Origin of the sequence: Faecalicatena fissicatena (genome assembly GCF_016900595.1) — a bacterium.
Classification (GTDB): domain Bacteria; phylum Bacillota; class Clostridia; order Lachnospirales; family Lachnospiraceae; genus Claveliimonas; species Claveliimonas intestinigallinarum.
This window is the reverse complement of record NZ_JACLYY010000008.1, coordinates 100,637-124,767: the sequence shown is the minus strand read 5'-3', so window position 1 is coordinate 124,767 and position 24,131 is coordinate 100,637. Positions and strand designations below refer to the sequence as shown.

Genomic DNA, 24,131 nt, shown 5'->3' with positions numbered 1-24,131 from the left:
GTGATCATATATATGCGCCTGTTTTCTATTTTATGACAGAATGTCCCATTTTTTCAGAAGCTCTTCCAAAATCTGGGCCGCGTCCTCCACGCAGGCCATGCAGCAGGGAAGGGGCTGGGGACCGTCCTGGGTCTTTAGGTCCCGGCAGTACAGCGACCCTCTCCTCTCCTTAAAGATCTCTGCCGCCTCCTGGAATTTAGCATATGTATCCAGCTTTGTCCGGGTGGGATCCTCCATGTCCCCGGCGCTGTTCGCCAGACTGATGATGAGGAACATCCCCATGACCGCTCCGCAGGTGTCCTTCAGCCCGCCGATGCCGGACCCGAACCCCTCTGTCATGCGGAACATATCCTCCTGGCTCACCCCGTATCTCTCACAGACCGTGCAGGCCACAGACTGACAGCAGTTGTAGATCTTATTAAAATTCTCCGCCGCTTTCTCCCTAAGCTTCAGTTCCTCCATCGCGTTTCACTCCTTCGCTCTCTGTTTTATCCGCAGCCGTCTCCTGGGGGTGCAGGAAACGGGCCGCGTCCTTCACGAACATCAGACGGTTTCCGTACTTCTCCACATAGGCAAAGGCCGCCCGTGCCCCCGCCTCGTTCCCGCAGTCCTGCTCCAGAACCGCCTGCTGCCAGGCTCTTCCCACCTTTGACCAGAGCTGCTGGCTTACCGGGTCGGACAGGTGGAGCCACTCCTGGTAAAAGCACCAGGCGGACTCATAGTCTTTGTTCGCCCGGGCCCGCTTCAGATTGTTCATGGCGCAGAGGAGCTGCATGTTCTTTGTGTCCTGCTTGCCGCTGATCCTTCTCTGGAACTCGTTTTCCAGCTCCCTTACCTTGTCCCCCATGCCAAAGCGGAAGCAGAGGCCGCTTTTTAGGGCATAGTAATTCAGCCGGTTGGTCTTCTTGAAGGAAGAGGGATCCGTGTGCATGATGGTGTCCATGGCCTGCTGGAAATTCCCCTGGTAGTACTGGGCGATGGCCAGATTCAGCCGCTTCAGGTTCTCATTTCCCATAAAGCCCATGTGGTAGACGCAGGCCTCAAAGAGGAAGGGGTCGCACTCCTTCTGGAGCGCCCCGTAGATCCAGGTGGTCCCGGTCTTCGCTACAAGAGCCAGGATAAAGAGCACCGCAAAGTGTGTGATGATCATGCAGATTTGCAGCATATCCCATTTATATCCACTCACCCAGAGCCGGACGGGGAAATTGCTGCTCAAAATCATCCAGAGAAGATGGATAGCTACCAGAGCGTAGGCAGCCCATCCCAGCCACTGCCTTAAGCGGCAGCGCCGCACTCTCCTGTCAACCTCCCGCTGATCCACCGCTGTCATTTCTTCCACTGTCATTGTACCCCATCTCCTTTCGCCTCTTTTTCCAGGTCACGGATCCACACATCCACGCAGGCGTCGCTGGGCATCCGCCAGTCCCCTCTGGGCGAGAGGGCCACCGTACCCACCTTGGGGCCGTCGGGAAGACAGGACCGCTTGAACTGCTGGCTGAAAAATCTCCAGCAGAAGGTGCGCAGCCATTTGTAGATGGTCTCCTCATCGTACTCGCCCGCGAAAGCCTCCTTGGCGATGCGGTAGATCTTAGAGGGCTCGTACCCGAAGCGGAGGAAATAGTACAGATAGAAATCATGAAGCTCGTAGGGCCCCACCAGATCCTCCGTCTTCTGGGCGATCTGTCCGTCCTTGGGAGGAAGGAGCTCCGGGCTCACCGGCGTGTCCAGCACGTCGTAGAGCACAGCCTTAAGCTCCTGATCCTTCTCCGTGTCCGCGCAGTAGCGCACCAGATGCCGCACCAGCGTCTTTGGCACGGAGGCATTGACTCCGTACATGGACATGTGGTCCCCGTTGTAGGTAGCCCAGCCAAGAGCCAGCTCAGACATATCCCCTGTGCCCACCACAAGGCCCCCTGTCTGGTTGGAGATGTCCATGAGCACCTGGGTCCGCTCTCTGGCCTGGGAGTTCTCGTAGGTGACGCTGTGATCCTCCATGTCGTGGCCGATATCCCTGAAATGGCTGGCAACCGAGTCGGCGATCCGCACCTCCCGGAGCTTGGCCCCCAGCTTCAGCGCCATCTGGCAGGCGTTGTTGTAGGTCCTGTCTGTGGTGCCGAAGCAGGGCATAGTGACAGCAATGATCTGTCCCCGGTCCATGCCCAGCCTGTCAAAGGCCCGGGCTGTCACAAGGAGGGCCAGGGTGGAGTCCAGGCCTCCGGAGATGCCCACCACCGCACTCTTCGCGTGGGTGTGGGCCAGGCGCTTCTTCAGCCCCATAGCCTGGATAGTGAGGATCTCCTCGCATCTTCTGTCCCTCTCCTCCTTGGCGTCCGGCACAAAGGGGCGGGAGGGAAACCTTCTGGAAAGCCGCGTCCGGGTCATCTCCACATGGAAGGGAACTCTCAGAAGATGGCGGTCCCGGGCTGTCTTGAAGGTGGTGTTCTTCCTCCGCTCGCCGATCAGCCGCTTTACATCGATCTGGGCGTAGATGACGCCGTTTCTGAACCGCTCTCCCTCCGCCAGGGTGGTACCGTTCTCGGAGATGATGTTGTGGCCGCCAAAGACAAGATCTGTGGTGGACTCTCCCTCCCCGGCGTTGGCGTAAATATAGGCCGCCATGAGCCGGGCCGACTGTCCCTCGATGAGACTCTTCCTGTAGGCCGCCTTGCCGATGGTCTCGTCGCTGGCGGAGCAGTTGACAATGACCGTGGCCCCCTCTCTGGCCGCGTCAATGCTGGGCGGCACCGGAGACCAGACGTCCTCACAGATCTCCGCCGACACGGTCAGGTCCGGCATGGCATCTGCCTCAAAGAGGATCCGGGGGCCAAAGAGGATCTTCTCCCCCTCAAACGGGATGTACCGCACGTCCTCCGGCCCCTCCCGGAACTGGCGCATCTCGTAGAATTCTCCGTAGTTGGGCAGAAAGGTCTTGGTGGTAAATCCCAGGATCCTCCCCCTGTTCAGGGCCGCCGCCACATTGTAGAGCTCCCCCTCCACTGCCAGAGGCATGCCCACAAAGATGAGGGCGTCCTTCTCCCTCGTGGCCGCTGCCACCTCTTTGATGGCTCTTCTCACCTCCCCGAGGAGCACGTCCTGGGTAAAGAGATCCCCGCAGGTGTAGCCGGTGAGGACCAGCTCGGGAAACACCACGATCTTGGCCCCCTCCGCTGTCGTCTCATCGATGAGACGGCAGATCTGCTCTTTGTTATACGCCACATCCGCCACACGGATGTCCGGGGTGGCTGCCGCCACCTTTACAAAACCATGTCTCAAGGTCCACACTCCTCTCTATTTTCTGCTTCTTTTCAGTATGCTCTTCAGCTCGTCCACTGAGTAATTGTAGGCTGTATTGCAGAAGTGACACTTCACTTCAATATCCTTCCCCTCGTCGATCATCTCCTGGAGATCCTTTGCCCCGATGCTGGCCACGGCCCGCTCCACTCTCTCCTTGGAACAGTTACAGTAGAACCGGGCGGGCATGGTGTCTGTGACCTCCAGATCCAGCCCCTCTGTCAGATCCGAAAGAAGCTGCTGGGGCGTGTAGCCCTCCTCCAGAAGCTTTGTCACAGAGGTGATCTTTCCCACATTTTCCTCCAGGCGGCTGATCACCTTCTCCTCGGCAAAGGGCATGAGCTGCACGATAAAGCCCCCCGCGCATTTTACCGTGTTGTCCTTCTCCATGAGCACGCCCAGCCCCACAGAGGAGGGCACCTGCTCTGAATTGGCGAAATAGTAGGTCAGGTCCTCCGCGATCTCGCTTGTCACAAGGATGGTCTGGCCCGAGTAGGGCTCCTTAAGGCCCATGTCCTTGATGACGGTGAGAAGGCCGATGCCCACGGCTCCCCCCACATCCAGCTTCCCGTTCTTCGGGGGCAGGATCACGTCCGGGTTCTGCACGTAGCCCTTCACATTCCCCTGACTGTCCGCTGTCACTGTGATGCCTCCCAGGGGGCCGTCGCCGTTAATCTGGAGAGTCAGCACGTCGGTGTCATTTTTCATCATGCTGCCCATCATAACGCCCGCTGTCAGCAGGCGCCCCAGGGCCGCTGTGGCCACCGGACTTGTGTTGTGGCGTCTCCTGGCCTCCTCCACCAGGTCCCTTGTGGTGGCCGCGAAGGCTCTGATCTGCCCTCCCGCGGCGGTTGCCCTTACGATGTAATCTGTGTTCTGTGTCATCTATTCTTGATCCTTTCTCTTGTTCTCTTTTTTGACTCATGTACCATTTTAATATTTTTTCCGATACTTGACAAGGGAGCGCGGATCATTTTCCGCACTCCCTCGCCATGATGGTTATTCTCTCGCTGCCAGGCCCCGCCTCCCTGTCCGTGTAGCCCTCCCGGGCTGACAGAAAGGTCAGGCCGCTCCTTTTAAGGAGCTCCTTCATCTCCTCCAGAGTGTAGGCCCTCTGGAAATGCTGCTCCTTATATTTCCGGTAGAGATCCCCCTCCTCCCGGATAAACAGAGTCAGCTCGTAGGAGTTGATCCGCCCCTCCTCATCGTAATAGTTGTCCCAGATGAAGCTGCAATCCTCCCTGTCCTCGGCGATGGTCTGCTCGCCCAGCACCTCCCTGTACTTGTACTCTGTGTTGAAGTCAAAGAGAAAGATGCCTCCCGGGTCCAGGTAATTGTTCACAAGCCGGAACACCTCCAGAAGCTCCTCCGGGTCTGTGATGTAGTTGACACAGTCGCAGGCGCTGACCACTGCCCGGACGGTGCCGTAGAGCTCAAATCCCCGCATATCCTGCAGAAGGTAGAGGATGTCGTGGCCGCTTGTTTCCTTCTTCTCAAAGGCCTGCTCCAGCATCTCCGGGGAGCTGTCCACCCCGATCATGTCGTAACCGGCGTCCGCCAGCTCTTCGGTCATGCTGCCCGTCCCGCATCCCAGATCCAGGACAAGGCCCTCCTCTATCCCCTGCTGCCTCAGCTTTTCCTCTATGTAGCCGGCCCACTCCCGGTAGGGCACATTATCCATGAAAGTGTCATAGACCTCCGAAAAGCTGCCGTATGCCTCAGCCATCTATTTCATCCTCTCCACACGCTGCTGGATCGTCCTGTTGAAATTCTCGATCTTTCTCGCGTAGGGCTCTGACATGTATCTGGAATTAAGCATGAAATCCGCGGTAGCCAGGTTGTTGGCGATGGGAATGTCATAGACCACAGCGATGCGCAAAAGCGCCTTCACATCCGGGTCGTGGGGCTGTGCCTCCAGCGGATCCCACAGGAAAATCATGAAATCGATCTGTCCCTCCACGATCTTGGCACCGATCTGCTGGTCTCCTCCCAGGGGACCGCTGCAGAACCCTTTCACCGGCAGCCCCGTCTTCTCGGCGATGAGCTTGGCCGTGGTCCCTGTCCCGCAGAGAAAATGGCCCTTCAGTATCTCTTTATTCCTGTCGCACCAGTCCACCAGCTCCTTCTTCTTGCCGTCGTGAGCGACCAGAGCGATATGCTTTGTCTTTCCGATCTCAAGCGTGACAAATTCTTCATCCAACATTGTGTGACCCTCCTTGCATGTTGTCCTTATTTTCCTAATCCCACTGCTCCATGCACTCAAATCTCGGAACGGTGAGAGCAGCAATCAGCACTGTAATTATCATACTATAAATCGGCACGATTAAAAAGAGCAAATTTGCATTTATCAGGTAGGCCGCCGGGATGCTGGCCAGGGCTCCGATGCCCAGGATGCCTCCCTGGACTCCCAGCAGGAAGAACTGCTTTCCCGTAGTCCCCAGGGTATCGCCCAGAAGGCTGTCCCCCAGCACCTTGATGTAGAGCCGGTTGGCCTGGAGCACCACATAGGACAGGATGATGGACGCGATCTTCCAGATGGAAATGCCCCAGGCCAGTCCCACGGGGACGCAGAAGATAACCGCGTCCACCAGGGCCTTCAGGTGCTCCGTGCAGGTGGCGTACCAGAGCTTCTTTGCCGCCGGCTCGGGGATTAGGTAAATGTAGGGCAGCTCCAGCTCCTTCCCCCATTTTCCCATGTACCCGGTGCCCACAAAGACCATGTAGATGGCGATCCCCATGAGCAGAAGATCCGGTGGCAGCTCCTCGTCGGGCCTGCCCACAAAGAAGATGCAGACCACTGCCCCTATGAGGGCTACCAGGGTAAAGCCTGTAAAAATGAAGAACCGCTCCTTTTTGTACTCCAGGAGCTGCCGGCTGAAGATCGCCTTGGCCCCCGTGCCCCAGCCCGCGAGGGACGCCCTTTTCAGCTTCTTCTTTCCAAAGCCTACACTGCTCTCCCCCTTCTGGTTCCTCCTTTTCAGCTCCGCGTAGTCATCCGCGAATTTAGCCGCGTCCTCGTAGTAGGCTCCTGTACACCGGATCCTCCGGGCCACCAGGAGCATCCCCGCGCAGGCCAGAAGAAAGAGGACAGTCCCGATCACATTCCACCGGTCCGGCCCCGTCACGAGAAGGCTTACCGCCGACACCTCCCAGCCCGCCACCGGAAGGAGCCTGAGGGCCGGGGACTCAAAGAGGGCAAGGACTGACTCCTTATTCAGCCCTCCTCTCACAAGATACCAGGCCACCACCGCGGCCACCGCTCCCACAAGGACATAGATCAGAAGCCGCAGAAGGCGGATCAGCCCCTGAAACCTCTCCTCCCCGGAGTAGAGAAAGACCATCAGGCTGGTCTCAAATGCCGTCTCAAACACAAAGCAGAAGACAAAGAGCAGAATAGCCCTGACCGGCTCCACGTGGAAGATCGTCACTGCCGCCACGGAGAACAAAAAATCTGCCACAAGGGATACCGTGTAGTTCAAAATCGCCCCGTGGAGCAGCACCAGCTTGGAGCTGATGGGCGCGGTGAAGATAAAATGGGCGTGGCTGGGCCTGAAGATCACGCCCTTCAGCTTTGCGTAGGACAGAAAATTGCTGCAGAAGATAAAGTAGAGCCACACTGTCATGACGTAGACGATCCCCTGCTTGTAGGCAATGCCACCGGCCGCCGCCAGGGAGGCAAAGGCTGCCAGGATCCCCACCACATAGAAGATGCCCAGCGCGATATAGAGGTAGGTCACCGGCTTGCGCACCGCCTTCCTCGCCCGGTTGATAAAGCTTCTCTTTGTCAGATACAAAAGCGCCCTCATCTCTTCTCACCGCCTGTCACTTCAAAGAACAGGTCATCCAGATCCCTGTCCCCCACATCCTCCTTTCGGAAGGAGGCCTTGATACGTCCCTTCTCCATCACGAACATGACGTCCCAGAGCTCCTCCACCATCTCCAGCATGTGGGTGCTGATAAGGACCGTCACCCCCTGACTCTTCAGCTCCAGTATGACCTCCTTGAGCTCCCGGATGGCCTGGGGATCCAGGCCCACCATGGGCTCGTCAAAGAGGATGACCTGAGGCTTGACCGCCAGGGCGCAGAGGATGCTGACCTTCTGCATCATCCCCTTGGACAGCTCGCCGCCCAGCTTGTCCGCCTTGTCTGTCATCTCAAATCTCTGAAGAAGGCTCTCCACCTCCTGGTCAGTGATGGAGCTCCTGTATGCCATCCGGATGTACTCGATATGCTCCCGCACGGACAGCGCTTCGAACATAGAGGGGATCTCGGGCACGTAGCCAAAGATCCTTTTGGCCGCCAGCTCCCTGGAGGGGATGCCCTGTATCCGTATCAGCCCCTCGTACCTGAGAAGCCCCGCTATACTCTTGATGATAGTGGATTTTCCCGCGCCGTTGGGGCCAAGAAGGATGCCTATCCTCCCGTCCGGCACAAAAAAGCTGACCTGATCCACCGCCAGGTTTTTCCCATACATTTTCCTTAGTCCCTGTACCTCTAACATGGTCTCTTCCCCCTGTGCATTCCGCGATGTTTTTTGTATTAATATTATAATACAATTATACGCACGAAAACCATCTCTGTCAACAGCAAAAATGGAACGCGGCAGGCCCAGTCACTCTTTCTCTCCCGCCGGTATAGGAAGGGGAGGATCTGCTCTGCCTCCACCGCCCCCTTCCCATAGGGCTCGTACTCCCCCTTCGTCCGTGTCAGCAGCCCGTACGGGAAAAGGACTCCGCGCCTGCGAAGTCCTTAAGGCAGTCCGGGAAAACACGCCTCCTCTACAGAATGATGCAGACCATCCCCCCATTGATGTCGTTCACCACCTTCTGCATGGTGTCCTGCAGCTTCGCCTGGCTGTCATCTCCGATCATGGAGATCCGGCTCTGCATGCCGTCCATCACCAGCTCCTCGATGGTCTTCCCGAAAATATTCGTCTCCCAGATACCTCCCTCTGTGTCCTTCCTGTCCCTGATATACCGGATCAGGTCCTCCGCCTGCTGCTCGCTGCCCACAATGGGCGCGATCTCTGTCTCTATGTTCGCCCTGATGAGGTGAATGGAGGGGGCGTGGGACCGGATCTTCACACCGTACTTGTTGCCCTGGCGTATGATCTCCGGCTCATCCAGGGTGATCTCATCCCGGCCCGGCTTTACCACCCCGTAGCCTTTCATCCTGACACTGTCAAAGGCTCCCTTGACGCACTCGTACTCATTTTTCATGGCGGACAGCTTCTTCAGCTCGCAGATGAGGCCGTACTGCCCCTGGATCTGTGCCCCGGTCATCTCGCTGAGCATCTCGTAATAGAACTCTTCCCCGATGTCTATGCGTATTTTCACGCAGCCTGTGTCCATCTCGATCTTTTCCAGACGCATCTCCTCTATGTAGGGGCTCTCCGGCGTGTCTATTCCCGAGACAGCGTCCCGTATCTGACCGATTCTCTCCAACAGCTCCCGGGCGCAGGCTGTCAGGTCCTGCCTGATCCTGTGATCCGGCGGCAGCATCTCCGCCCACCTGGGGATAAAGAACTGAAGCTCCGACACAGGAAACTCAAAGAGCACAGCCTCCATGATCCGGTGAATATCCTCCTCCTTCAGCTGCTCGCAGTTCACCGGCAGAGCCTGCACCTGGTAGGTATCCCGGATGTGCTGCGTGGTCCTTTTGGCCTCCTCCCCCGCCGGGCGGCGGCTGTTCACCAGCACCACAAAGGGCTTCCCGATCCCCTGGAGCTCCCGGATGGTCTTCCCCTCCGCCTCCTCGTAGCTGCTCCTTGGGATCTCCCCGATACTGCCGTCGGTGGTCACCACAATGCCGATGGTGGAGTGCTCGTGGATGACCTTCTCCGTTCCCACGGCAGCCGCCTTTGTAAAGGGTATCTCATAGTCAAACCAGGGAGTTTTCACCTTCCGCTCCTGCCCCTCCTCCTCGTGTCCCGACGCCCCCTCCACCATGTAGCCCACACAGTCGATGAGGCGGATCTTCACCGACACATCCTCCGTCAGATCGATCTTTGCCGCCTCCTTGGGGACAAATTTGGGCTCTGTAGTCATGATGGTCCTGCCGGAGGCAGACTGGGGGAGCTCATCCACCGTCCTGGCCTTTACGTTCTCATCCTCCAGGTGGGGAAGGACGAGCACATCCATAAACCGCTTGATAAAGGTGGACTTTCCGGTTCGAACCGGCCCCACCACTCCTATGTATATTTCCCCGTTTGTCCTGACCTGTATGTCCTTGTATAACTCATAATGATCCATAGTTCGCGCCCCTTCCACATGTGCTGTTAGAATATATGCCGGCGCTGTCCCTTTTAGAATTTTCATTTGATAGATTTCATCTATGATTTCCATGCATATTAAGTATTTGATTGACAATGCCTGTTTTGTTAAAATAAAGACATACAAAGTTTTTATCATAAAGGAGAGATGAATTATGGAAAGACACCAGATCACCGGGCACACAGAGCTGATCGGACTTATGGCCTACCCAATCCGCCATTCTCAGTCACCTGCTACCCACAATGCCGCCTACGAAAAGCTGGGCGTGGATATTGTCAACCTTGCATTCGAGGTGGACGCAGACGACCTGGAGGACGCCATCAAAGGCCTCCGAGCCCTGAAAATGCGTGGTTCCAATATCTCCATGCCGAACAAGACCATCGTCCACAAATATCTGGACGAGGTGTCTCCCGCCGCCAAGCTCTGCGGGGCCGTCAACACCATCGTGAACAAGGACGGATACCTGATCGGCCACAACACGGACGGCATCGGCTATGTGCAGTCCCTGAAGGACAACGGCATTGACCCTACAGGCAAGAAGGTCACTATCGTGGGCTCCGGCGGAGCCGCCACAGCTGTGCAGATCCAGTCCGCCCTGGACGGCGTGGCCGAGATGTCCATCTTCGCAAGGGATGATAAATTTAAAGACAACGCCATCGAGACCGTGAGAAAGATCAACGAGAACACAGACTGCAAGGCTGTCTTCTATCCCCTGGAGGATCTGGACCGCTTAAAAGCGGAGATGGCTGACAGCTATCTGTTCACAAACGCCACCGGCGTGGGCATGAAGCCGCTGGAGGGCATCACCTACATTCCGGACGCCTCCTTCTTCCGCCCGGATCTGATCGTGACAGATGTAGTGTACTCTCCCCACGAGACAGCCATGCTGAAAATGGCCAGAAAGGCCGGCTGCAAGACAATGAACGGCCAGGGCATGATGCTCTTCCAGGCCATCGCGGCCATCGAGCTGATGCTGGGCCAGAGAGTGGACAGCGAGTACATGAAGGAGAAGCTTGGCATCTCCTATGTCTACACAGACGATGACGAGGACTAGGGAGGAAAAGGTTCATGAATACAGTAAAGGTAAGAAATCTGGAGCTGGGAAGCGGCATCCCGGCTGTGTGCATCCCAAATGTGGGAAAGACGAAGGAGGAAATCCTCTCCCTCACAGAGCAGTACAAGTCCATGTCCATGGACCTGATGGAGTGGCGCGTGGACTGGTTTGAGGCTATAGAGGACACCCAGGCTGTGCTGGACGTGCTGTCCGGCGTCAGGGAAAAGCTGGGGGACACTCCTCTTCTTTTCACCTTCCGCACAAAGAAAGAGGGCGGCGTCCATGAGATGGACACTGCCGCCTACGTATCCCTCAACAAGGCCGTGGCCGCCACAGGCCTGGCGGATCTGATCGACGTGGAGATTTTCACGGGAGATGAGATCGTCTCTGATCTCATCAGCGCCATCCACGCATCCGGCACAAAGGTGGTGGCATCCAACCACGACTTTGACAAGACTCCGGCCAAATCCGACATCGTCTACCGGCTGCGCAAGATGCAGGATATGGGAGCGGACATCCCCAAGATCGCCGTTATGCCAAAAAGCAAAAAGGACGTGCTCACTCTGCTTGCCGCCACAGAGGAGATGGCCTCCGACTATGCGGACAGGCCCATCATCACCATGTCCATGTCCGGCCTTGGCAGCATCAGCCGTCTCTCCTGCGAGGTCTTCGGCTCCTGCCTCACCTTCGGCTCAGGCTCCATGGCATCCGCCCCGGGGCAGATCGGCGCCGAGGAGCTGCGCCAGGTCCTGACATCCGTCCACAATGCCCTTGGCGTGTAAAATAAGCACAGGCTTACAAGGGCCGCAAGACAGCTGCGGACATCCCGCAGGGCGTCTGTATAAATAAAATTTTAAAGGGCAGGCGCCGGACTTACTCTTTTGTCCGGCGCCTGCCCTGGCTTTTGTGTTTGCCATGTCTGAACATGCTGAAATCTAATGTCTCTCCTCACTCCACTTCAGGAAGCTGCCTGTCTGGGCATCGATCTCAAATTCATACTCTTTCTGGTTGTAGATGATGTCTCCCTCGTAAATGTAGTAGCCGTCGTCAAAGTCCAGCTCCATGCGGAGATCCGCCTCAGTGGCGCCCGGCACTCTCTCCAGGGCCGCGGCTTTTGCGTCCGCCTCACTGACAGCCACATTGGCTGCCCCCGCTGTATTTCCCGCATTCCCGGTGTTTCCTGCATTCCCGGTATTCCCCGCGTTTTCTCCGGCCGGTGCATCACCTGTCCCGGTGGCTGCACTGTCCTGGCCAGGGGCTGCTGCGCTCTGGCCGGCTGTGCCCTTCGTCTCCACATCCGCGCTGAGGATCTCGCCGTTGGCGCCGTTGATGTCATAGCTGTACTCCTTCTCGTCCACGCTGAACTGCACATCATACTGGAGGATGCCGTCATCCCTGTCCTTTTCCACCTTCAGCCTGGATATGTCGGACTCGCTAACCCCCGCGTCCTCAAAGGCGATCCTCTTGGCCTCGTCCTGGCCGATATCCCGGCCGGAGGCTCCACATCCTGTCACAATACCTGCCGCCAATGCCGCGGCCAGAAGTGCTGTTGTCAATCTCTTATATCTTCTCATCTTTTCTTTCCCTTTCCCGGCCCTGCCCGGGCCGGTTCCTTTCCTGATTATTTGATTGCTGTGTTCCTTTGTTGTACTTACTATAACCAGAAAAGATTAAAGAAAGATTAAAACAAGATAGAATTTGTAATTTTTTTTAAACTGTAGCGCATTGGATACCCTATCCTGCCCGCTATCCGCTTTAAGAGCAGGCTGCCCGGCACTCACCATACCGGGCAGCCACTGGATTACATTCACTGGTGCCCGTGTCCGCCCTCCTCTTCATTTTCTCCGTGATGGCGGTATCTGTTGCCTTCGCTCTCTCCTGCGTGCTCTCCTTCGTCTTCTTCTGTGTCGGTCCCTGCATCCTCCTCTGTCCCGGACTGGCCGCTGCCCTCTGTCTGGCCATTCTCACAGTCCTCTTCAGACTGAACCGCCTCGGGATCCACGCCGTAGGACTCCAGCAGCTCCTGGATCTGGCGCATGGACATCCCTCTGACCTCCTCCAGGGTCACAGACGGATCCACATCCCTCAGCGCCAGGTAGGCCCTGTATTTTCCCACAGACATGCCCTCCTGGTGGGCCGCCTCCATCTCATCCATGCCGCTTAAGTGGCACTGCATGTTCTGGTGGCCCCTGGCGCAGGTCTCCACGTGATCCAGTATCTGGCTGCTCTGCTCATCGCTGTCTCCCGCCACCGTGAAGGAGAGAAGACCGTCCTGGGCGAGATAGTCCTGCAGCCCTGTGCTGTCCAGAAGCTCCTGGATCCCCTCCTGGTAGGGCAGGAAGCGGATGTCCAACTCATCCAGCAGCTCCTTTGCCTCCTCGTTGTAGCTCTCCACGGACACGATCCTGTCAAACCGGTTGATGCCAAGCTCCAGGGATGGATTGATATCAATGCTGATGTAGGCCGTAGGGGTGAAAAAGACATAGCTGCCCCCCGATGCGAGAGCCACGAGAACAAGGCAGGCTGCCGCCGCCACCGCTGCCCTGACAGGAATTCCCCCGATCCTCTTTTTGCTGTACACTCTTTTTTGCAGATAGTCCCTTGTGTGCTCCTTCAGCTCTTCGTCGGCCCGGACCTGATCAAAGGCCTCTCTCCATTTTTCACTCAATGTCCATCACCCCTTCCAGCTTCTCTTTTAACAGGTGTCTGGCCCTCGTAAGGAGTGTGTAAACGGTGTTGACCTTTTTCCCCAGAAGACGGCCGATCTCTTCTGCTTTGTACCCCTCATAGTAATAGAGATACACCACATCTTTATATTTCTCCGGCAGGGACAGGACCGCCTCCAGCAGCTCGCTGTAGTCCTCCTTCTGACCCTTGGCCCTCTCGGGCAGCTGGTCCAGGGGCACGGTCCTTGTCCGGAAAAAGCTCTTCAAAAGATCCCTGCAGGCGTTCACTGTCACCCTGATGATCCACGCCTTCTCGTGCTCCGGGCTCTCAAAGACCTGGGAGCTGAGGACATATTTCAGAAAGACAGTCTGAAAGATGTCCTCTGTGTCCGCCCTGTTTTTCAAATGTACCATGCAGATCCTCTTCACAGTATCCGCATAGAGCTCTATGGCCCTGTTTGCCTCTTCCTCACTGCGCATGCCCCTTCGTACCCTCACTTTGCCTTTCAGCGCCAGATACACTCCGCCTGGTGATGTCCGCCTGCGTGTTCACCCTGGTGTCCGCCCCGGTGTTCGCCCCGGTGTCCGCTCAGATATCTGCCCTGCCCGCTGCCGCCGACTGTATTCCCTTCTGTCATGGCCTGATAGTGGTCGCAGATGCCGTCCCCATTGCTGTCCGTGTAATGCCCGCCATACTGCTCGCAGTACTCGCAGACCCGTGTGCTCTGCCCGGCCAAGCCAGCGCTTCCCTGGCAGTTTCCGCCGCTTCCATATCCGGATCCGGCTGCGCCATACCCGGGGCCCGCCGCAAAGACCGCTGTTCCTCCGATCATGGCTGCCGCCGCCACTGCTCCGATCACTGCTGTAATTCTCTTCATATCTGATCCCTCCGTCTTTTTAAATGAAATTGTTTTTTACTGTTTCACTATGAATACGATCCAGCGCTTCTGTTTCATTCAAAAATCCGAAGGATTTTTCTTTTTTATTTACAGGGGAAATCTGCAGGTAAAGACGCTGCCCTTCCCCTTTTCACTCTCCACAGCCACCTCTCCGCCGTGCTCCAGGGCGATCCATTTTACAATGGAAAGGCCAAGCCCAGAGTGGCCGGCATCGCTGCGGGAGGCGTCCGCCCGGTAAAACCGGTCCCAGATGCGGGGGAGATCCTTCTCCTCAATTCCCTGGCCATTGTCTGCCACGGCAAGGACCGCCATTTTCCCCTCCCGGCGCAGGGACACCTTTGTAGTGCCTCCCTCCCGCCCGTAGGAGATGGAGTTGGAGATCAGGTTCACGAGAAGCCGGATAAAAAAGCTCTCGTCTGCCTCCATCACGATCCCTGGCTCAATGTCCGTCTCTATGGAAATATGCCGCTCCTGCGCCAGAAGCTGCTGCTCCTCCGCTGTCATCTGGGTCAGCTCGCTGATGTCCAGTAACTCCTTTTGCAGCGCCTGGCGCCCCTGGTCTGCCCGGGACAGAAGAAGGAGCTGGGAGATCATGGAGGACATGTCCCTGGCCTTTCTGCGGATCGCCTCCAGCTGTTCCTTCTGCTCCTCAGAGAGGGAGGGATCTGCGAGCAGCTCCTCGCTCTGGAGCAGGATCACCGCAGCCGGCGTGCGAAGCTCGTGGGACACGTCCGAGGTGAACTGCCTCTCTCTGGCAAAGGCCTCCTGCAGCTCTGCCAGCAGCTGGTCAAAGGTGTCCGCCAGATGGTAGATCTCATCCTTTCCGTCCGGCAGATCCACCCGCCTGGACAGATCCTCCTCCTCCCGTATTTCCTTTACCGTATCCGTGATCCTCCTGACAGGCAAGAGAGCTCTCCTGACAAAAAAGTAGGACAAAAGGATCATCACCACTGCCAGACCAGGCAGGAGAATGAGGGCAAACCGCAGCGTCACGGTAAAGCTGTTCTCCGCCCTGGTGACCGAGGTAATCCCCCGGATGTAGACGGAGCCGTACCCCTGGATGCGCTGCTCCATGTCAAACACATAGAAGGTTTCCTGCCCCTCCCGGACTGTCCGCAGGATGTCATGCTCAAAATCCGGCTGGCCGCCAAAGCCGGCGGGGATCCGGCCGTACAGAAAATCTCCGTCCACACTGTACACGGACAGATAGACCCCGTTCTCCATAGTGTAGAAGTCCGAGTCCACCTCCAGCTTTCCGTCTTCCTCCTCCAGCTCCTCCACGCTGCCCTGCACCTGCTCTTTTAGATCAGACTGCACAGAGGAGAGAACCTCCTGGGTGCTGAGGGAAAAGAGGATGGCCAGAGCCGCCACAATGAGGAGGATCATAAATCCCCCGTACAGGCAGGTCAGCTTCAGTTTGATAGACCATCTCTTCATCATTCCGCCCTCAGTACATAGCCGGCTCCCCGAACTGTGTGTATCAGCTTTCTCTCGTGCCCCTCGTCGATCTTCCTCCGCAGATACCGGATATACACGTCGATGACGTTGGAGCCTCCCGAGTAATCATAGTTCCATATGTGCTGCTCCAGCTTGTCCCGGGAGAGCACGATCCCCTGGTTCTGCATCATGTACCGCAGGAGCGTGTACTCTTTTCCCGAGAGGGTGATCTCCTTCCCCGCCCGGGTCACCCTGTGGGTGTCCGTGCACAGGGTCAGATCCCCCACAGTCAGACAGTTTCCCTCACCGGACTGCTCCGGCCTTCGCAGCATGACCCGTATCCTGGCCAGCAGCTCCTCCACCGCAAAGGGCTTCACCAGGTAGTCGTTGGCCCCCGCGTCCAGTCCTGCCACCCGGTCCTCAATGCTGTCCCTGGCAGTCAGAAGGAGCACCGGCAGAGCCTTGTCCCTTGCCCGGATCCTCCGGAGCACCGTGAGCCCGTCCAAGACCGGCATCATGATGTCCAGCACCACCGCGTCGTACTCCGCCCCCGCCAGATAGTCCAGGGCCTCCTGCCCGTCAAAGCAGGAGTCCACGCTGTAGTGCTCCGCCCTCAGCCGGGCGGTCAGTATCCTGTTCAGACTCTTCTCATCCTCTGCTATTAAAATGCGCATGCGTTTCCCTCCATCCGCTCTTGTGTTTTTTCTTTTATTTTTTATTTCCCTCCTGCTCTCTCTTCTTTTAACCTTACATGACAAAGGAGGATCCGTCAAGCAGACGGATCCTCTCCCTTTATCTTCTTTTTTCTGATGTCTTATGTCCAAACCGTCGGGTCGTCAATCAAATCACTCTAAATATGTATGATTCCTCTCGTCCTATTTGCTCAGAGCGCTCTTTCCAAAGATCTTCTTATACTGAGAAACAAGGTAGAGCATCATCAGGATCGCGATGACTGCTGCCGCGAGAAGAAGTCCCATCATTGTGTATACAGCGGCTGCCTCTCCGATGGAGGTTGTCATGGCTGACACGATGTAGGGCAGGAAGCAACTTGCAAGTCCCATCCATGTGTAGTAGATACCAGTGTTCCTTCCCTTCGGTCCCGGGCACATCTCCTGGCGGATGCCAAGACCTGTCTGGAGAGCTCCGCCTGCCGCGAAGAAGCCCAAAAGAGCGATGGCCACGTAGATCACTGCCACGTTGCTCACAAGAAGAACGATGGCCAGAGCCACTGCTGTAAAGATGGAGTCGATCAGGACTACCTTCAGCGGGTTCCACTGCAGCTTGCCCATCATGACTGCCCAGAATACAACAGCGATGACAGAACCAACTGTGTAGATGGATGTCATACCTGCCGCCTGGGCCTCTGTCAGGCCGCAGTTGCTCATTCCAAAGGCCTTTGTGTACTGCTGCGCGCCGTACATGATGAACATGCAGACAAAGCCGTAGAACATAGTGAAGAAGTTTACAAGCCCGCTTGGCTTTACAAGCATTTTGGCCTTGGCAGCCTCGATCTCAGCCTGAGCTGCGTTCTCTGTCTTTCCGTCTGCTGTCTTTACAGTCTCTTTCATCTGATCATCGTATGCAAACGGTGCGATCACTGCAAGCACAACCGCAATGATGGACATAACAAGCGGAATCCAGATGTTGATGTGCCAGCTGCCTGCTGCTGAGAACTGCACAGCCAGCAGCGGGTAAATGATACCTGACAGGGATACGAAGAATTTGATGCCGATCAGGGCACTTCCCGCATACCTCTGTTTTACGGACTCCTGTGCTGCCGGATAGAGGGATGCATCCCAGAAGCCGGATGTGGCTGCTCCTGACAGGAACGCGCAAACACATGCGATGGGGAAGCTTGCTGTGAACAGAAGTCCCGCAAAGCAGATGATGTAAAGCACGCCGCCTGCAACGGCCATTTTCTTACGTCCGATGCGGTCGGAGAACTCTCCGCCCAGCCATACAGTCAGCATTTTACCAAAGCCGGTGGCTGTGATCGCAAGGGATACGGCCGCCGCGCCTTCCACCGCGTCCGTGTACCCCCACTGGGTGTAGAAGTTTACCTGGTTCTGTGACAGGATGATGGCCTGGATACCATGTGTAAAGTAAGCCATGTACACCATTGCCAGTGATAAGATATACTTTTTCGCCTTCACTTCTCTTACTCCTTTTCTTGTTGAAACTATATTATTTTGCCTGCTCTGCCTGGAACCTGTTGTACTCGTCCAGCGGCATCTTCTTTCCTACAAAAAGCTCGTAGTTTACAACGCCCTGCTGCTGCAGCATGCCCACGCCGCCGACAGCCTTGCAGCCTGCCGCCTCTGCCTCCAGGATCATCTTTGTCTTCTCCGGGTTGTAGACAGTGTCAGCTACCACAAGATCCTTGCGGAACAGGGACTTGTCGATGAGTGTCACATCATCGTGGGGCTTCATGCCCATGATGGTGGCATTGACCACGATGTCGCAGCCCTTGACAGCCTCGGCCAGCTTCTCCTTGTCGTCCAGGTCATCTACTGTGACAACGCATTCCGGGCACTTCTCGGCCAGCTTGGCCTTTGTGCTCTCAGCTCTCGCATAGAAGTCGTCCTTGATGTTGAAGATATGTACTTCCTTTGCCCCCTCCAGCGCAAACTGTACCTGGATGGCTGTGGCAGCGCCGCCTGCTCCCAGAACAACAGCCTTTTTGCCTTTCACGTCAAAGCCGTGAAGGGCCAGGTTGTTCACAAAGCCGATGCCGTCTGTGATGTGTCCTGTGATGACGCCGTCGTCATTGACAAAGGTGTTGCAGGCTCCGATGATCTCCGCGGCCGGTGACAGCTTGTCCACCAGCTCCGCCGCGATGTTCTTGCATGGCATAGTAAAGTTTCCGCCACGCATCTTGAAAAGGCGGATGGCCTCAAACACCTTGGGCATCTGCTCAACTGTCACGTCAAATGCCATGTAAGCGTAGTCCAGTCCGTCGTGCTGGAAGCTGAAGTTGTACATTGCCGGGGATCCTGAATGTCCCACCGGGCTTCCGAATAATGCCATCAGCCCTGTATGTCCAGAAATTCTTTTTTCCATGATCTTTTCCTCCTCAATCATTTTCGCGCCGCGCGCCTGTTTTTTGTCGCGCTTAGATCTGAATTGCAGCCGCATAGGCCTCTCTTGTAGCGTCCAGAGCTCTCCTTGCCCTTGTGGCGTCACCGATCACATAGACCTCCTGTCCAAGCTCCTCAAGCTGCTCGGCAAAAGGATTGTAGTTTCTGAAGCCCATGGAAAGGACAACAGAGTCAAAGCCTCTCACCTCGTGCTGTGTGCCGTCCGGAGACTCGTAAGCCACGCCGTCCTCGTAGAACTTGCACACCTTCGCGTTTGTGATCTGCTTGATGCCGTAGTTCTTGAAGTCCTCCATGAGGAATACTCTGTGCTCGTGGATCACGTCAGCGCCCACTGTGTCGCGGAATTCGATGACTGTCACATCGTGCTCCTGCTCGCCTAAGAAGGCAGCTGTCTCGCAGCCTACCATGCCGCCGCCCACAACGAGGACTTTCTTGCCGGCAGCTCTCTTACCGTCCAGAAGGTCGGAGCCGTGGATGATAGCCGGGTTGTCGATTCCCTCGATGGGAAGGATCAGTGTGCGGGATCCTGTTGCCACGATCACTGCGTCCGGCTTCTCGGCCTTCACAAAGTCAAGGTCAACGGTTGTATTCTTGTGGATCTTTACGCCTGTCTTCTCACATCTTACGATGTAGCTGCGGATCATGTTTGTGATATCGCCTTTTCCCGGCGGGTAAGCGGCCAGTCTCATATTTCCGCCAAGCTTGTCAGAGCTCTCATAGAGGGATACATCGTGTCCTCTCTGGGCTGCGATAAATGCCGCGCACATGCCGGCCACACCGCCTCCGATTACCATGACCTTCTTGGATTTTTCTGCCTTTTTCAGGCCCTCTGCCTCGTGTCCCAGGAAGGGGTTCACCAGACAGCAGATCGGCTCGCCCTTGTACATGTTTGCCACACATCCCTGGAGACATGCGATACAGGGGAACATATCCTCCAGATCATCGTTCATAGCCTTCTCCGGCATGTGGGGATCTGCCAGTGACTGACGGCCAAATGCCACCAGATCCGCGCGTCCCTCTCTCACCATCAGCTCCGCAAAGTATGGCTCTGTGTAGCGGCCTACTGTGATGACCGGGATGGATACGGCCTTCTTGATCTCTGTTACAAGGTCAGCGGAAAATCCAGCGTGTACAGCTGTGGGCGCCCACATATACTCATCCTTGATGTGAACGGCACGGGATACATGAAGTCCCTCCACGCCGCAGTCCTCAAGGTATGCTGCGATTGCCGCGCTGTCGTGCACGTCGTCTCCGCCCTCAACCTCGTCAGAGCTGTTGATACGCGCCAGAATGGCAACCTTTCCGCCCACTCTCTTCTTTACTTCCTCTACGATCAGGCGGGGGAAGCGCATTCTGTTCTCGAAATTGCCGCCGAACTCGTCGGTACGCTTGTTGGTTCTCGGTGAAATGAAGGAGTTTACCAGATAGCCGTGAGCCATGTGGATCTCCACAGCGTCGGCTCCGCCCTTCATGGCGCGCTCAGCTGCATCGCCGTATCCCTTTACGAGCTCGTACACTGTCTCTGTGGGAACCTCCACCGGTGTGTCCTTTCCATATACAGAGGGGATGGCGGAAGCTGCCACAATGGGAGCGCCTGCATTTACCGCATTTCCCTCCGGGCCTGCGTTCTGCAGCTGGATGGAAACCTTTGCCCCCTCAGCGTGACAGGCATCTGTGATCTTCTTTAAGCTCTCGATGCTGTTGTCATCGTAGAGACAGGGCTTTCTCGGGCCGCCCTTTGCGTTGTTGTGCACAACTGTGGCCTCAATGGTAATCAGGCCGAACTGTCCCTTTGCCCTCTCTGAGTAGTAAGCTACGGACTGGTCACTCCAGGTTCCGTCTGTGTTGGCGAAGTTGTTGCCCATGGGCGGAACAACGAAACGGTTTTTTACTGTCATAGGCCCGATCTGGATCGGGGAGAACATTGTCTTAAATTTCATATCTTTTTCCTCACTCTCAGCTATTCATATTTTCACTTTGCGGTTTTCTGACAGGTTCTTGTCAATCCCGTCTTATTTTTAACACTTTTTTGGCTGCGCACATCGGACTTATCTTTCCGATTGCACGTAACCTCGATATTTTACCACACAAGTCAAAAAGATAAGTCCGAATGTCCGCGTTAGAAAATTTACTCTCTATTAATCTTCAACCATTTCCGGCCATGCCTCTTTTAACACCTTCTCTGTGTTCTCATATGTATAGGCAGCGGCCTCCTTCAGCCCTCTTGACAGGATCTCGTCGGAGATAACCTCCACGCCGATCACCTTCGGGTCTACTCCGGCATCCTTGATCATCTTCACAAATCCTGCCGTGTCCTTTGCGCCTGTTCCGGGAGCCAGACGGTCGTGCATGGACTCGTCTCTTAAGATGGATTTTGCATACGGTCTGTCGTAAGCGTCGTTGATCTGGATGGAGATTACTTTCTTTGCCATCTCCTCTGTCAGGATGTCGTACGGCTGGTCTGCTCTTACCCAGTGCCATGTATCCAGGATCATGTAAGCGTTCTCAGCGCCGGAAGCCTTCACAACATCCCATGCCTTCTTCAGATCCGGGATTCCGCTGTAGGGCATCGGCTCAACGCCGATGATTCTCTTGCCGGCTCTCTGGCAGAGCTCTTTTAACTTCTGTGCTGTGTGCTCTACGGAATATGTCTCCATCAGTCCGCAGTTGATGTGGTTCACACCGAACAGATCGCACATGTGGAAGCAGATCTGCTCTTTGTACTTCTGCTCGTAGGATCGGTTGTCCTCTGCCCACATTGTGATGTACTCGACCTCAGTTACCTTCATTCCATGCTTGTCAAGAATTGCCAGGATGTCCTCATCATGCAGCCCTTCTGCGAGCGCGTCCACATATGTCTCTGCGCGGAGGCCGATGCCCTCGTATCCCGCCTCTTTTGAAGCGATGACGCGGTCTTCAAATTTGCACTGGTCACCTAATGTCCATGAGCTGACTGTGATTGGATTTTTCTTTGACATAGTTTTTTCTCCTTCCGTTGTTAAAATTGAACACTTCACTTACTTTTTCCAGGTTCAATCTTGTGATATTTACTATGCCCTTATTATATTCTATTGTTAAAATAAAAACAAATTCATAATGTAATACGAATTCATAGAAAACATTTATAGTTTATGATAAAATATATCCAATACGTACATACACAGGAGGAACCCTGATGAACCTATATCATTTGCGGTATTTTGTAACACTTGCTCATCTGGAGCACTATACAAAGGCGGCGGAGCTTCTGTCCATCACTCAGCCAAGCCTCAGCCACGCCATCTCGTCCCTGGAGAACGAGCTGGGAGTTAAGCTGTTTGAAAAGGAGGGGCGCAACGTGGTCCTGACCAAGTGCGGCCGGGCCTTTCTGGAGGATGTGGAGCAGTCCTTAAGTATTCTGGACTCCAGCGTGAACAAGCTCCAGATGACAGGCAGCGGCGAGGGGCAGATCGACATAGCCGTGCTGCGCACGCTGAGCACCCAGCTTGTGCCCGGCCTTGTGCGGAACTACATAAAGGAACACCCGAAGCAGAACATTGATTTCCGCTTTCACAACTCCACCGGTCTTACGCCGGACATGATCGAGGGGCTGAAAAGCCGGAAATACGACATCGCTTTCTGCTCCAAGATGGAGAACGAACCCTCCATTGAATTCGTCCCCGTAGCCAGGCAGGAGCTGGTGCTGATCGTACCCAACGGCCATCCGCTGTGCACCCGGGACGAGATCGACCTGGCAGACACACTGCCCTACCCGCACATCGGCTTTTCCAGGCGCAGCGGCCTGCGCCCCATCATTGACAAGCTGTTCAAGGAGTGCAAGGGACATCCGCAGTATGTCTACGAAGTGGAGGAGGATCAGGCGGTGGCGGGCCTTGTGTCCGCCGGCTTCGGCATCGCCGTGGTGCCCCACATGGCTCTCCTCTCCTACATGCCGGTCCAGATCATCCGCATCGCCAATCCCACCTGGGAGCGGATTTTCTACATGTGCAGCCTGAAGGACGTGTACCAGGCACCGGCCATCAACGACTTCAAGGCATTTGTCAAGCGCCACGCGGTGGTGTAGTGAAACGGTTAAACGGGGACGTAATACTTTTCAAAAGTGTTACGTCTCATTTTAAGTTAACTGGTGTATAATTGTGTTAACTCACAATTATATTGTCGCACATTTCTTCTCACACACCGAAATTAATCTGTCAAAAAAAGCGAGGGTCTCTTCCGCAAAATGCGGGAAAACCCTCGCTTTTTCTGTTTTAGCTGTCAAGTGCTGTATAGATTCTGTCCAATCTGTGATACACAATTATGCACCAGTTGGTTTAATTCCAGACGTAACACTTTTGAAAAGTATTACGTCTCCAATTACGTCGCTAGCTCCACGGCTTCGCGTTGTGCTCTGCCTTACCCTTGCGCATCATCAGGTCGTAGACCGCCTCCTTCGCGTTTTTTCCCTCGAAGAGAATGGCATTGACCTGCTCGATGATAGGAAGATCCACGCCGTACTTCTTTCCCAGAGCCACAGCGGCTTTTGTGGAGTAGACACCCTCCACCACCATCTTCACCTCGTCCATGGCCTCCTGCATGGTCTTGCCCTGTCCCATCAGGTAACCCGCCTTCCGATTCCGGCTGTGGACACTGGCACAGGTCACGATCAGATCGCCGATGCCGGTCAGCCCCATAAAGCTCTCCAGGGCTCCGCCCATCTTCACGCCCAGCCGCGCGATCTCGTGAATGCCTCTTGTAATGAGGGCTGCCTTTGTGTTGTCCCCGTAGCCCAGGCCGTCGGCCATTCCAGCCGCCAGAGCGATGACATTTTTCAGGGAGCCGCCCAGCTCAATGCCCAAAATGTCCGGGCTTGTGTACACACGGAACACCTCGTTCATGAACATCTTCTGGAGGTACTCGGCTGTCTCCTTCGTCTTTGCGCCCACTACCACGCTTGTGGGGATCATCCGTCCCACCTCCTCCGCGTGGCTGGGTCCGGAGAGGACCGCCACGTTGGCCTGGGGGATCTCCTCCTCGATCTGCTCGGAGAGGGTCATGAGCGTGGACTCCTCAATGCCCTTTGCCACATTTACGAGAAGTTGTCCTTCCTTAATAAAGGGACACATGTTCCTGGCCGTACTCCTCGTAAAGGTAGAGGGCACTGCCAGGACAACGAAATCCTTGTCCGTCACGGTCTTCTCCAAGTCTGTGGTAAATTCCATATCCTCCGGGATCTTCACGCCCGGGAGCTTGCTCTTGTGCTCTCTCTCCCGGGAGAGCATCTCCACCTCCTCCGCATTGATAGACCAGACAGTCACCTCATGTCCGTTCTTGTGGAGGAGAAGCGAGAGGGCTGTCCCCCAGCTTCCAGCTCCCATAATCCCAACTTTTGCCATAATCTTCCTCCTTCCCGGCCTGCCCGCCCATCCCGGCGG

23 protein-coding genes are annotated in these 24,131 nt (G+C 55.8%); 3 read left to right on the top strand and 20 right to left on the bottom strand.

Annotated elements, in window-relative coordinates; translation table 11 throughout:
- Positions 1–30 precede the first annotated feature (30 nt).
- The 9 genes from H7U36_RS09745 to spoIVA all read right to left on the bottom strand — a co-directional run bounded on the left by H7U36_RS09745 (position 31) and on the right by spoIVA (position 9,542).
- A complete protein-coding gene (locus tag H7U36_RS09745) occupies positions 31–462 on the bottom strand; it encodes a C-GCAxxG-C-C family protein (protein ID WP_138304582.1) in 432 nt (143 codons plus the stop codon).
- Positions 443–1,345: a hypothetical protein gene (locus tag H7U36_RS09740; RefSeq protein WP_205156074.1), complete on the bottom strand. Its 903-nt coding sequence runs from the start codon at positions 1,343–1,345 to the stop codon at positions 443–445. Before H7U36_RS09740 ends, H7U36_RS09745 begins: the two co-directional genes overlap by 20 nt.
- Entirely contained in the window at positions 1,342–3,273 is a 1,932-nt protein-coding gene (locus H7U36_RS09735; RefSeq protein ID WP_205156073.1) for an NAD(+) synthase, read from the bottom strand. The genes H7U36_RS09740 and H7U36_RS09735 overlap by 4 nt, the downstream gene beginning before the upstream one ends.
- A gap of 15 nt (positions 3,274–3,288) precedes the next feature.
- The gene (gene hslO, locus H7U36_RS09730) at positions 3,289–4,176 is read right to left on the bottom strand and encodes an Hsp33 family molecular chaperone HslO (RefSeq protein ID WP_205156072.1); all 888 of its coding nucleotides are present in this window, start codon (positions 4,174–4,176) and stop codon (positions 3,289–3,291) included.
- An 85-nt stretch (positions 4,177–4,261) separates the two neighbouring features.
- On the bottom strand, positions 4,262–5,017 hold the full coding sequence (locus H7U36_RS09725) for a class I SAM-dependent DNA methyltransferase (protein ID WP_205156071.1): 756 nt from the start codon (positions 5,015–5,017) through the stop codon (positions 4,262–4,264).
- Positions 5,018–5,494: a methylglyoxal synthase gene (locus tag H7U36_RS09720; RefSeq protein ID WP_033124568.1), complete on the bottom strand. Its 477-nt coding sequence runs from the start codon at positions 5,492–5,494 to the stop codon at positions 5,018–5,020.
- Positions 5,495–5,528: 34 nt separating this feature from the next.
- A complete protein-coding gene (locus H7U36_RS09715) occupies positions 5,529–7,097 on the bottom strand; it encodes a putative ABC exporter domain-containing protein (RefSeq protein ID WP_205156070.1) in 1,569 nt (522 codons plus the stop codon).
- Entirely contained in the window at positions 7,094–7,792 is a 699-nt protein-coding gene (locus H7U36_RS09710; protein ID WP_033124566.1) for an ABC transporter ATP-binding protein, read from the bottom strand. Before H7U36_RS09710 ends, H7U36_RS09715 begins: the two co-directional genes overlap by 4 nt.
- A 277-nt stretch (positions 7,793–8,069) precedes the next feature.
- Positions 8,070–9,542 (bottom strand): stage IV sporulation protein A, encoded by a 1,473-nt coding sequence (gene spoIVA / locus H7U36_RS09705; protein WP_138304570.1) that lies wholly within the window; start codon positions 9,540–9,542, stop codon positions 8,070–8,072.
- A gap of 175 nt (positions 9,543–9,717) precedes the next feature.
- Between spoIVA and H7U36_RS09700 the strand changes: the two genes are divergently transcribed.
- Together H7U36_RS09700 and aroD are read left to right on the top strand one after the other, a co-directional pair.
- The gene (locus tag H7U36_RS09700; RefSeq protein WP_033124564.1) at positions 9,718–10,617 is read left to right on the top strand and encodes a shikimate dehydrogenase; all 900 of its coding nucleotides are present in this window, start codon (positions 9,718–9,720) and stop codon (positions 10,615–10,617) included.
- A 14-nt stretch (positions 10,618–10,631) separates the two neighbouring features.
- A complete protein-coding gene (gene aroD / locus H7U36_RS09695; protein ID WP_205156069.1) occupies positions 10,632–11,399 on the top strand; it encodes a type I 3-dehydroquinate dehydratase in 768 nt (255 codons plus the stop codon).
- A 153-nt stretch (positions 11,400–11,552) separates the two neighbouring features.
- Here the strand turns inward: aroD and H7U36_RS09690 are convergent, their stop codons facing one another.
- The 10 genes from H7U36_RS09690 to H7U36_RS09645 all read right to left on the bottom strand — a co-directional run bounded on the left by H7U36_RS09690 (position 11,553) and on the right by H7U36_RS09645 (position 21,695).
- Positions 11,553–12,173, bottom strand: a complete 621-nt coding sequence (locus tag H7U36_RS09690) for a PepSY domain-containing protein (protein ID WP_243426743.1) — start codon at positions 12,171–12,173, stop codon at positions 11,553–11,555.
- 251 nt (positions 12,174–12,424) lie between these two features.
- Positions 12,425–13,285, bottom strand: coding sequence for an anti-sigma-I factor RsgI family protein (locus tag H7U36_RS09685; RefSeq protein ID WP_205156067.1), 861 nt, complete (start codon positions 13,283–13,285; stop codon positions 12,425–12,427).
- The gene (locus tag H7U36_RS09680) at positions 13,278–13,763 is read right to left on the bottom strand and encodes an RNA polymerase sigma factor (protein ID WP_033124562.1); all 486 of its coding nucleotides are present in this window, start codon (positions 13,761–13,763) and stop codon (positions 13,278–13,280) included. Before H7U36_RS09680 ends, H7U36_RS09685 begins: the two co-directional genes overlap by 8 nt.
- Before the next feature lie 26 nt (positions 13,764–13,789).
- Positions 13,790–14,161: a hypothetical protein gene (locus H7U36_RS09675; protein WP_205156066.1), complete on the bottom strand. Its 372-nt coding sequence runs from the start codon at positions 14,159–14,161 to the stop codon at positions 13,790–13,792.
- A 108-nt stretch (positions 14,162–14,269) separates the two neighbouring features.
- On the bottom strand, positions 14,270–15,622 hold the full coding sequence (locus H7U36_RS09670) for a sensor histidine kinase (RefSeq protein ID WP_330637082.1): 1,353 nt from the start codon (positions 15,620–15,622) through the stop codon (positions 14,270–14,272).
- Positions 15,619–16,293 (bottom strand): response regulator transcription factor, encoded by a 675-nt coding sequence (locus H7U36_RS09665; protein WP_205148467.1) that lies wholly within the window; start codon positions 16,291–16,293, stop codon positions 15,619–15,621. The genes H7U36_RS09670 and H7U36_RS09665 overlap by 4 nt, the downstream gene beginning before the upstream one ends.
- Before the next feature lie 201 nt (positions 16,294–16,494).
- Entirely contained in the window at positions 16,495–17,772 is a 1,278-nt protein-coding gene (locus H7U36_RS09660) for an MFS transporter (RefSeq protein ID WP_138302661.1), read from the bottom strand.
- A gap of 31 nt (positions 17,773–17,803) precedes the next feature.
- Positions 17,804–18,679, bottom strand: a complete 876-nt coding sequence (locus H7U36_RS09655; protein WP_033124638.1) for a shikimate dehydrogenase — start codon at positions 18,677–18,679, stop codon at positions 17,804–17,806.
- Positions 18,680–18,731: 52 nt separating this feature from the next.
- Positions 18,732–20,657, bottom strand: coding sequence for an oxidoreductase (locus H7U36_RS09650; protein WP_205156065.1), 1,926 nt, complete (start codon positions 20,655–20,657; stop codon positions 18,732–18,734).
- A 198-nt stretch (positions 20,658–20,855) separates the two neighbouring features.
- Positions 20,856–21,695 (bottom strand): sugar phosphate isomerase/epimerase family protein, encoded by an 840-nt coding sequence (locus H7U36_RS09645; RefSeq protein ID WP_033124556.1) that lies wholly within the window; start codon positions 21,693–21,695, stop codon positions 20,856–20,858.
- A 197-nt stretch (positions 21,696–21,892) separates the two neighbouring features.
- Here H7U36_RS09645 and H7U36_RS09640 point away from each other — a divergent pair, with 197 nt between their 5' ends.
- Entirely contained in the window at positions 21,893–22,780 is an 888-nt protein-coding gene (locus H7U36_RS09640; protein WP_191428333.1) for a LysR family transcriptional regulator, read from the top strand.
- Positions 22,781–23,081: 301 nt separating this feature from the next.
- Here H7U36_RS09640 and H7U36_RS09635 read toward each other — a convergent pair whose 3' ends face one another.
- Positions 23,082–24,092 carry an NAD(P)H-dependent glycerol-3-phosphate dehydrogenase gene (locus tag H7U36_RS09635; protein ID WP_191493291.1) on the bottom strand — a complete coding sequence of 337 codons (1,011 nt, stop codon included), beginning with the start codon at positions 24,090–24,092 and terminating at the stop codon, positions 23,082–23,084.
- Between the last annotated feature and the right edge of the window lie 39 nt (positions 24,093–24,131).

Coding starts and splice junctions, on each gene's coding strand:
- H7U36_RS09745 (WP_138304582.1), bottom strand. CDS start 462: ATGGAGGAACTGAAGCTTAGGGAGAAAGCGGCGGAGAATTTTAATAAG.
- H7U36_RS09740 (WP_205156074.1), bottom strand. CDS start 1,345: ATGACAGTGGAAGAAATGACAGCGGTGGATCAGCGGGAGGTTGACAGG.
- hslO (WP_205156072.1), bottom strand. CDS start 4,176: ATGACACAGAACACAGATTACATCGTAAGGGCAACCGCCGCGGGAGGG.
- H7U36_RS09725 (WP_205156071.1), bottom strand. CDS start 5,017: ATGGCTGAGGCATACGGCAGCTTTTCGGAGGTCTATGACACTTTCATG.
- H7U36_RS09720 (WP_033124568.1), bottom strand. CDS start 5,494: ATGTTGGATGAAGAATTTGTCACGCTTGAGATCGGAAAGACAAAGCAT.
- H7U36_RS09715 (WP_205156070.1), bottom strand. CDS start 7,097: ATGAGGGCGCTTTTGTATCTGACAAAGAGAAGCTTTATCAACCGGGCG.
- H7U36_RS09710 (WP_033124566.1), bottom strand. CDS start 7,792: ATGTTAGAGGTACAGGGACTAAGGAAAATGTATGGGAAAAACCTGGCG.
- spoIVA (WP_138304570.1), bottom strand. CDS start 9,542: ATGGATCATTATGAGTTATACAAGGACATACAGGTCAGGACAAACGGG.
- H7U36_RS09700 (WP_033124564.1), top strand. CDS start 9,718: ATGGAAAGACACCAGATCACCGGGCACACAGAGCTGATCGGACTTATG.
- aroD (WP_205156069.1), top strand. CDS start 10,632: ATGAATACAGTAAAGGTAAGAAATCTGGAGCTGGGAAGCGGCATCCCG.
- H7U36_RS09680 (WP_033124562.1), bottom strand. CDS start 13,763: ATGCGCAGTGAGGAAGAGGCAAACAGGGCCATAGAGCTCTATGCGGAT.
- H7U36_RS09675 (WP_205156066.1), bottom strand. CDS start 14,161: ATGAAGAGAATTACAGCAGTGATCGGAGCAGTGGCGGCGGCAGCCATG.
- H7U36_RS09670 (WP_330637082.1), bottom strand. CDS start 15,622: ATGATGAAGAGATGGTCTATCAAACTGAAGCTGACCTGCCTGTACGGG.
- H7U36_RS09665 (WP_205148467.1), bottom strand. CDS start 16,293: ATGCGCATTTTAATAGCAGAGGATGAGAAGAGTCTGAACAGGATACTG.
- H7U36_RS09655 (WP_033124638.1), bottom strand. CDS start 18,679: ATGGAAAAAAGAATTTCTGGACATACAGGGCTGATGGCATTATTCGGA.
- H7U36_RS09650 (WP_205156065.1), bottom strand. CDS start 20,657: ATGAAATTTAAGACAATGTTCTCCCCGATCCAGATCGGGCCTATGACA.
- H7U36_RS09645 (WP_033124556.1), bottom strand. CDS start 21,695: ATGTCAAAGAAAAATCCAATCACAGTCAGCTCATGGACATTAGGTGAC.
- H7U36_RS09640 (WP_191428333.1), top strand. CDS start 21,893: ATGAACCTATATCATTTGCGGTATTTTGTAACACTTGCTCATCTGGAG.
- H7U36_RS09635 (WP_191493291.1), bottom strand. CDS start 24,092: ATGGCAAAAGTTGGGATTATGGGAGCTGGAAGCTGGGGGACAGCCCTC.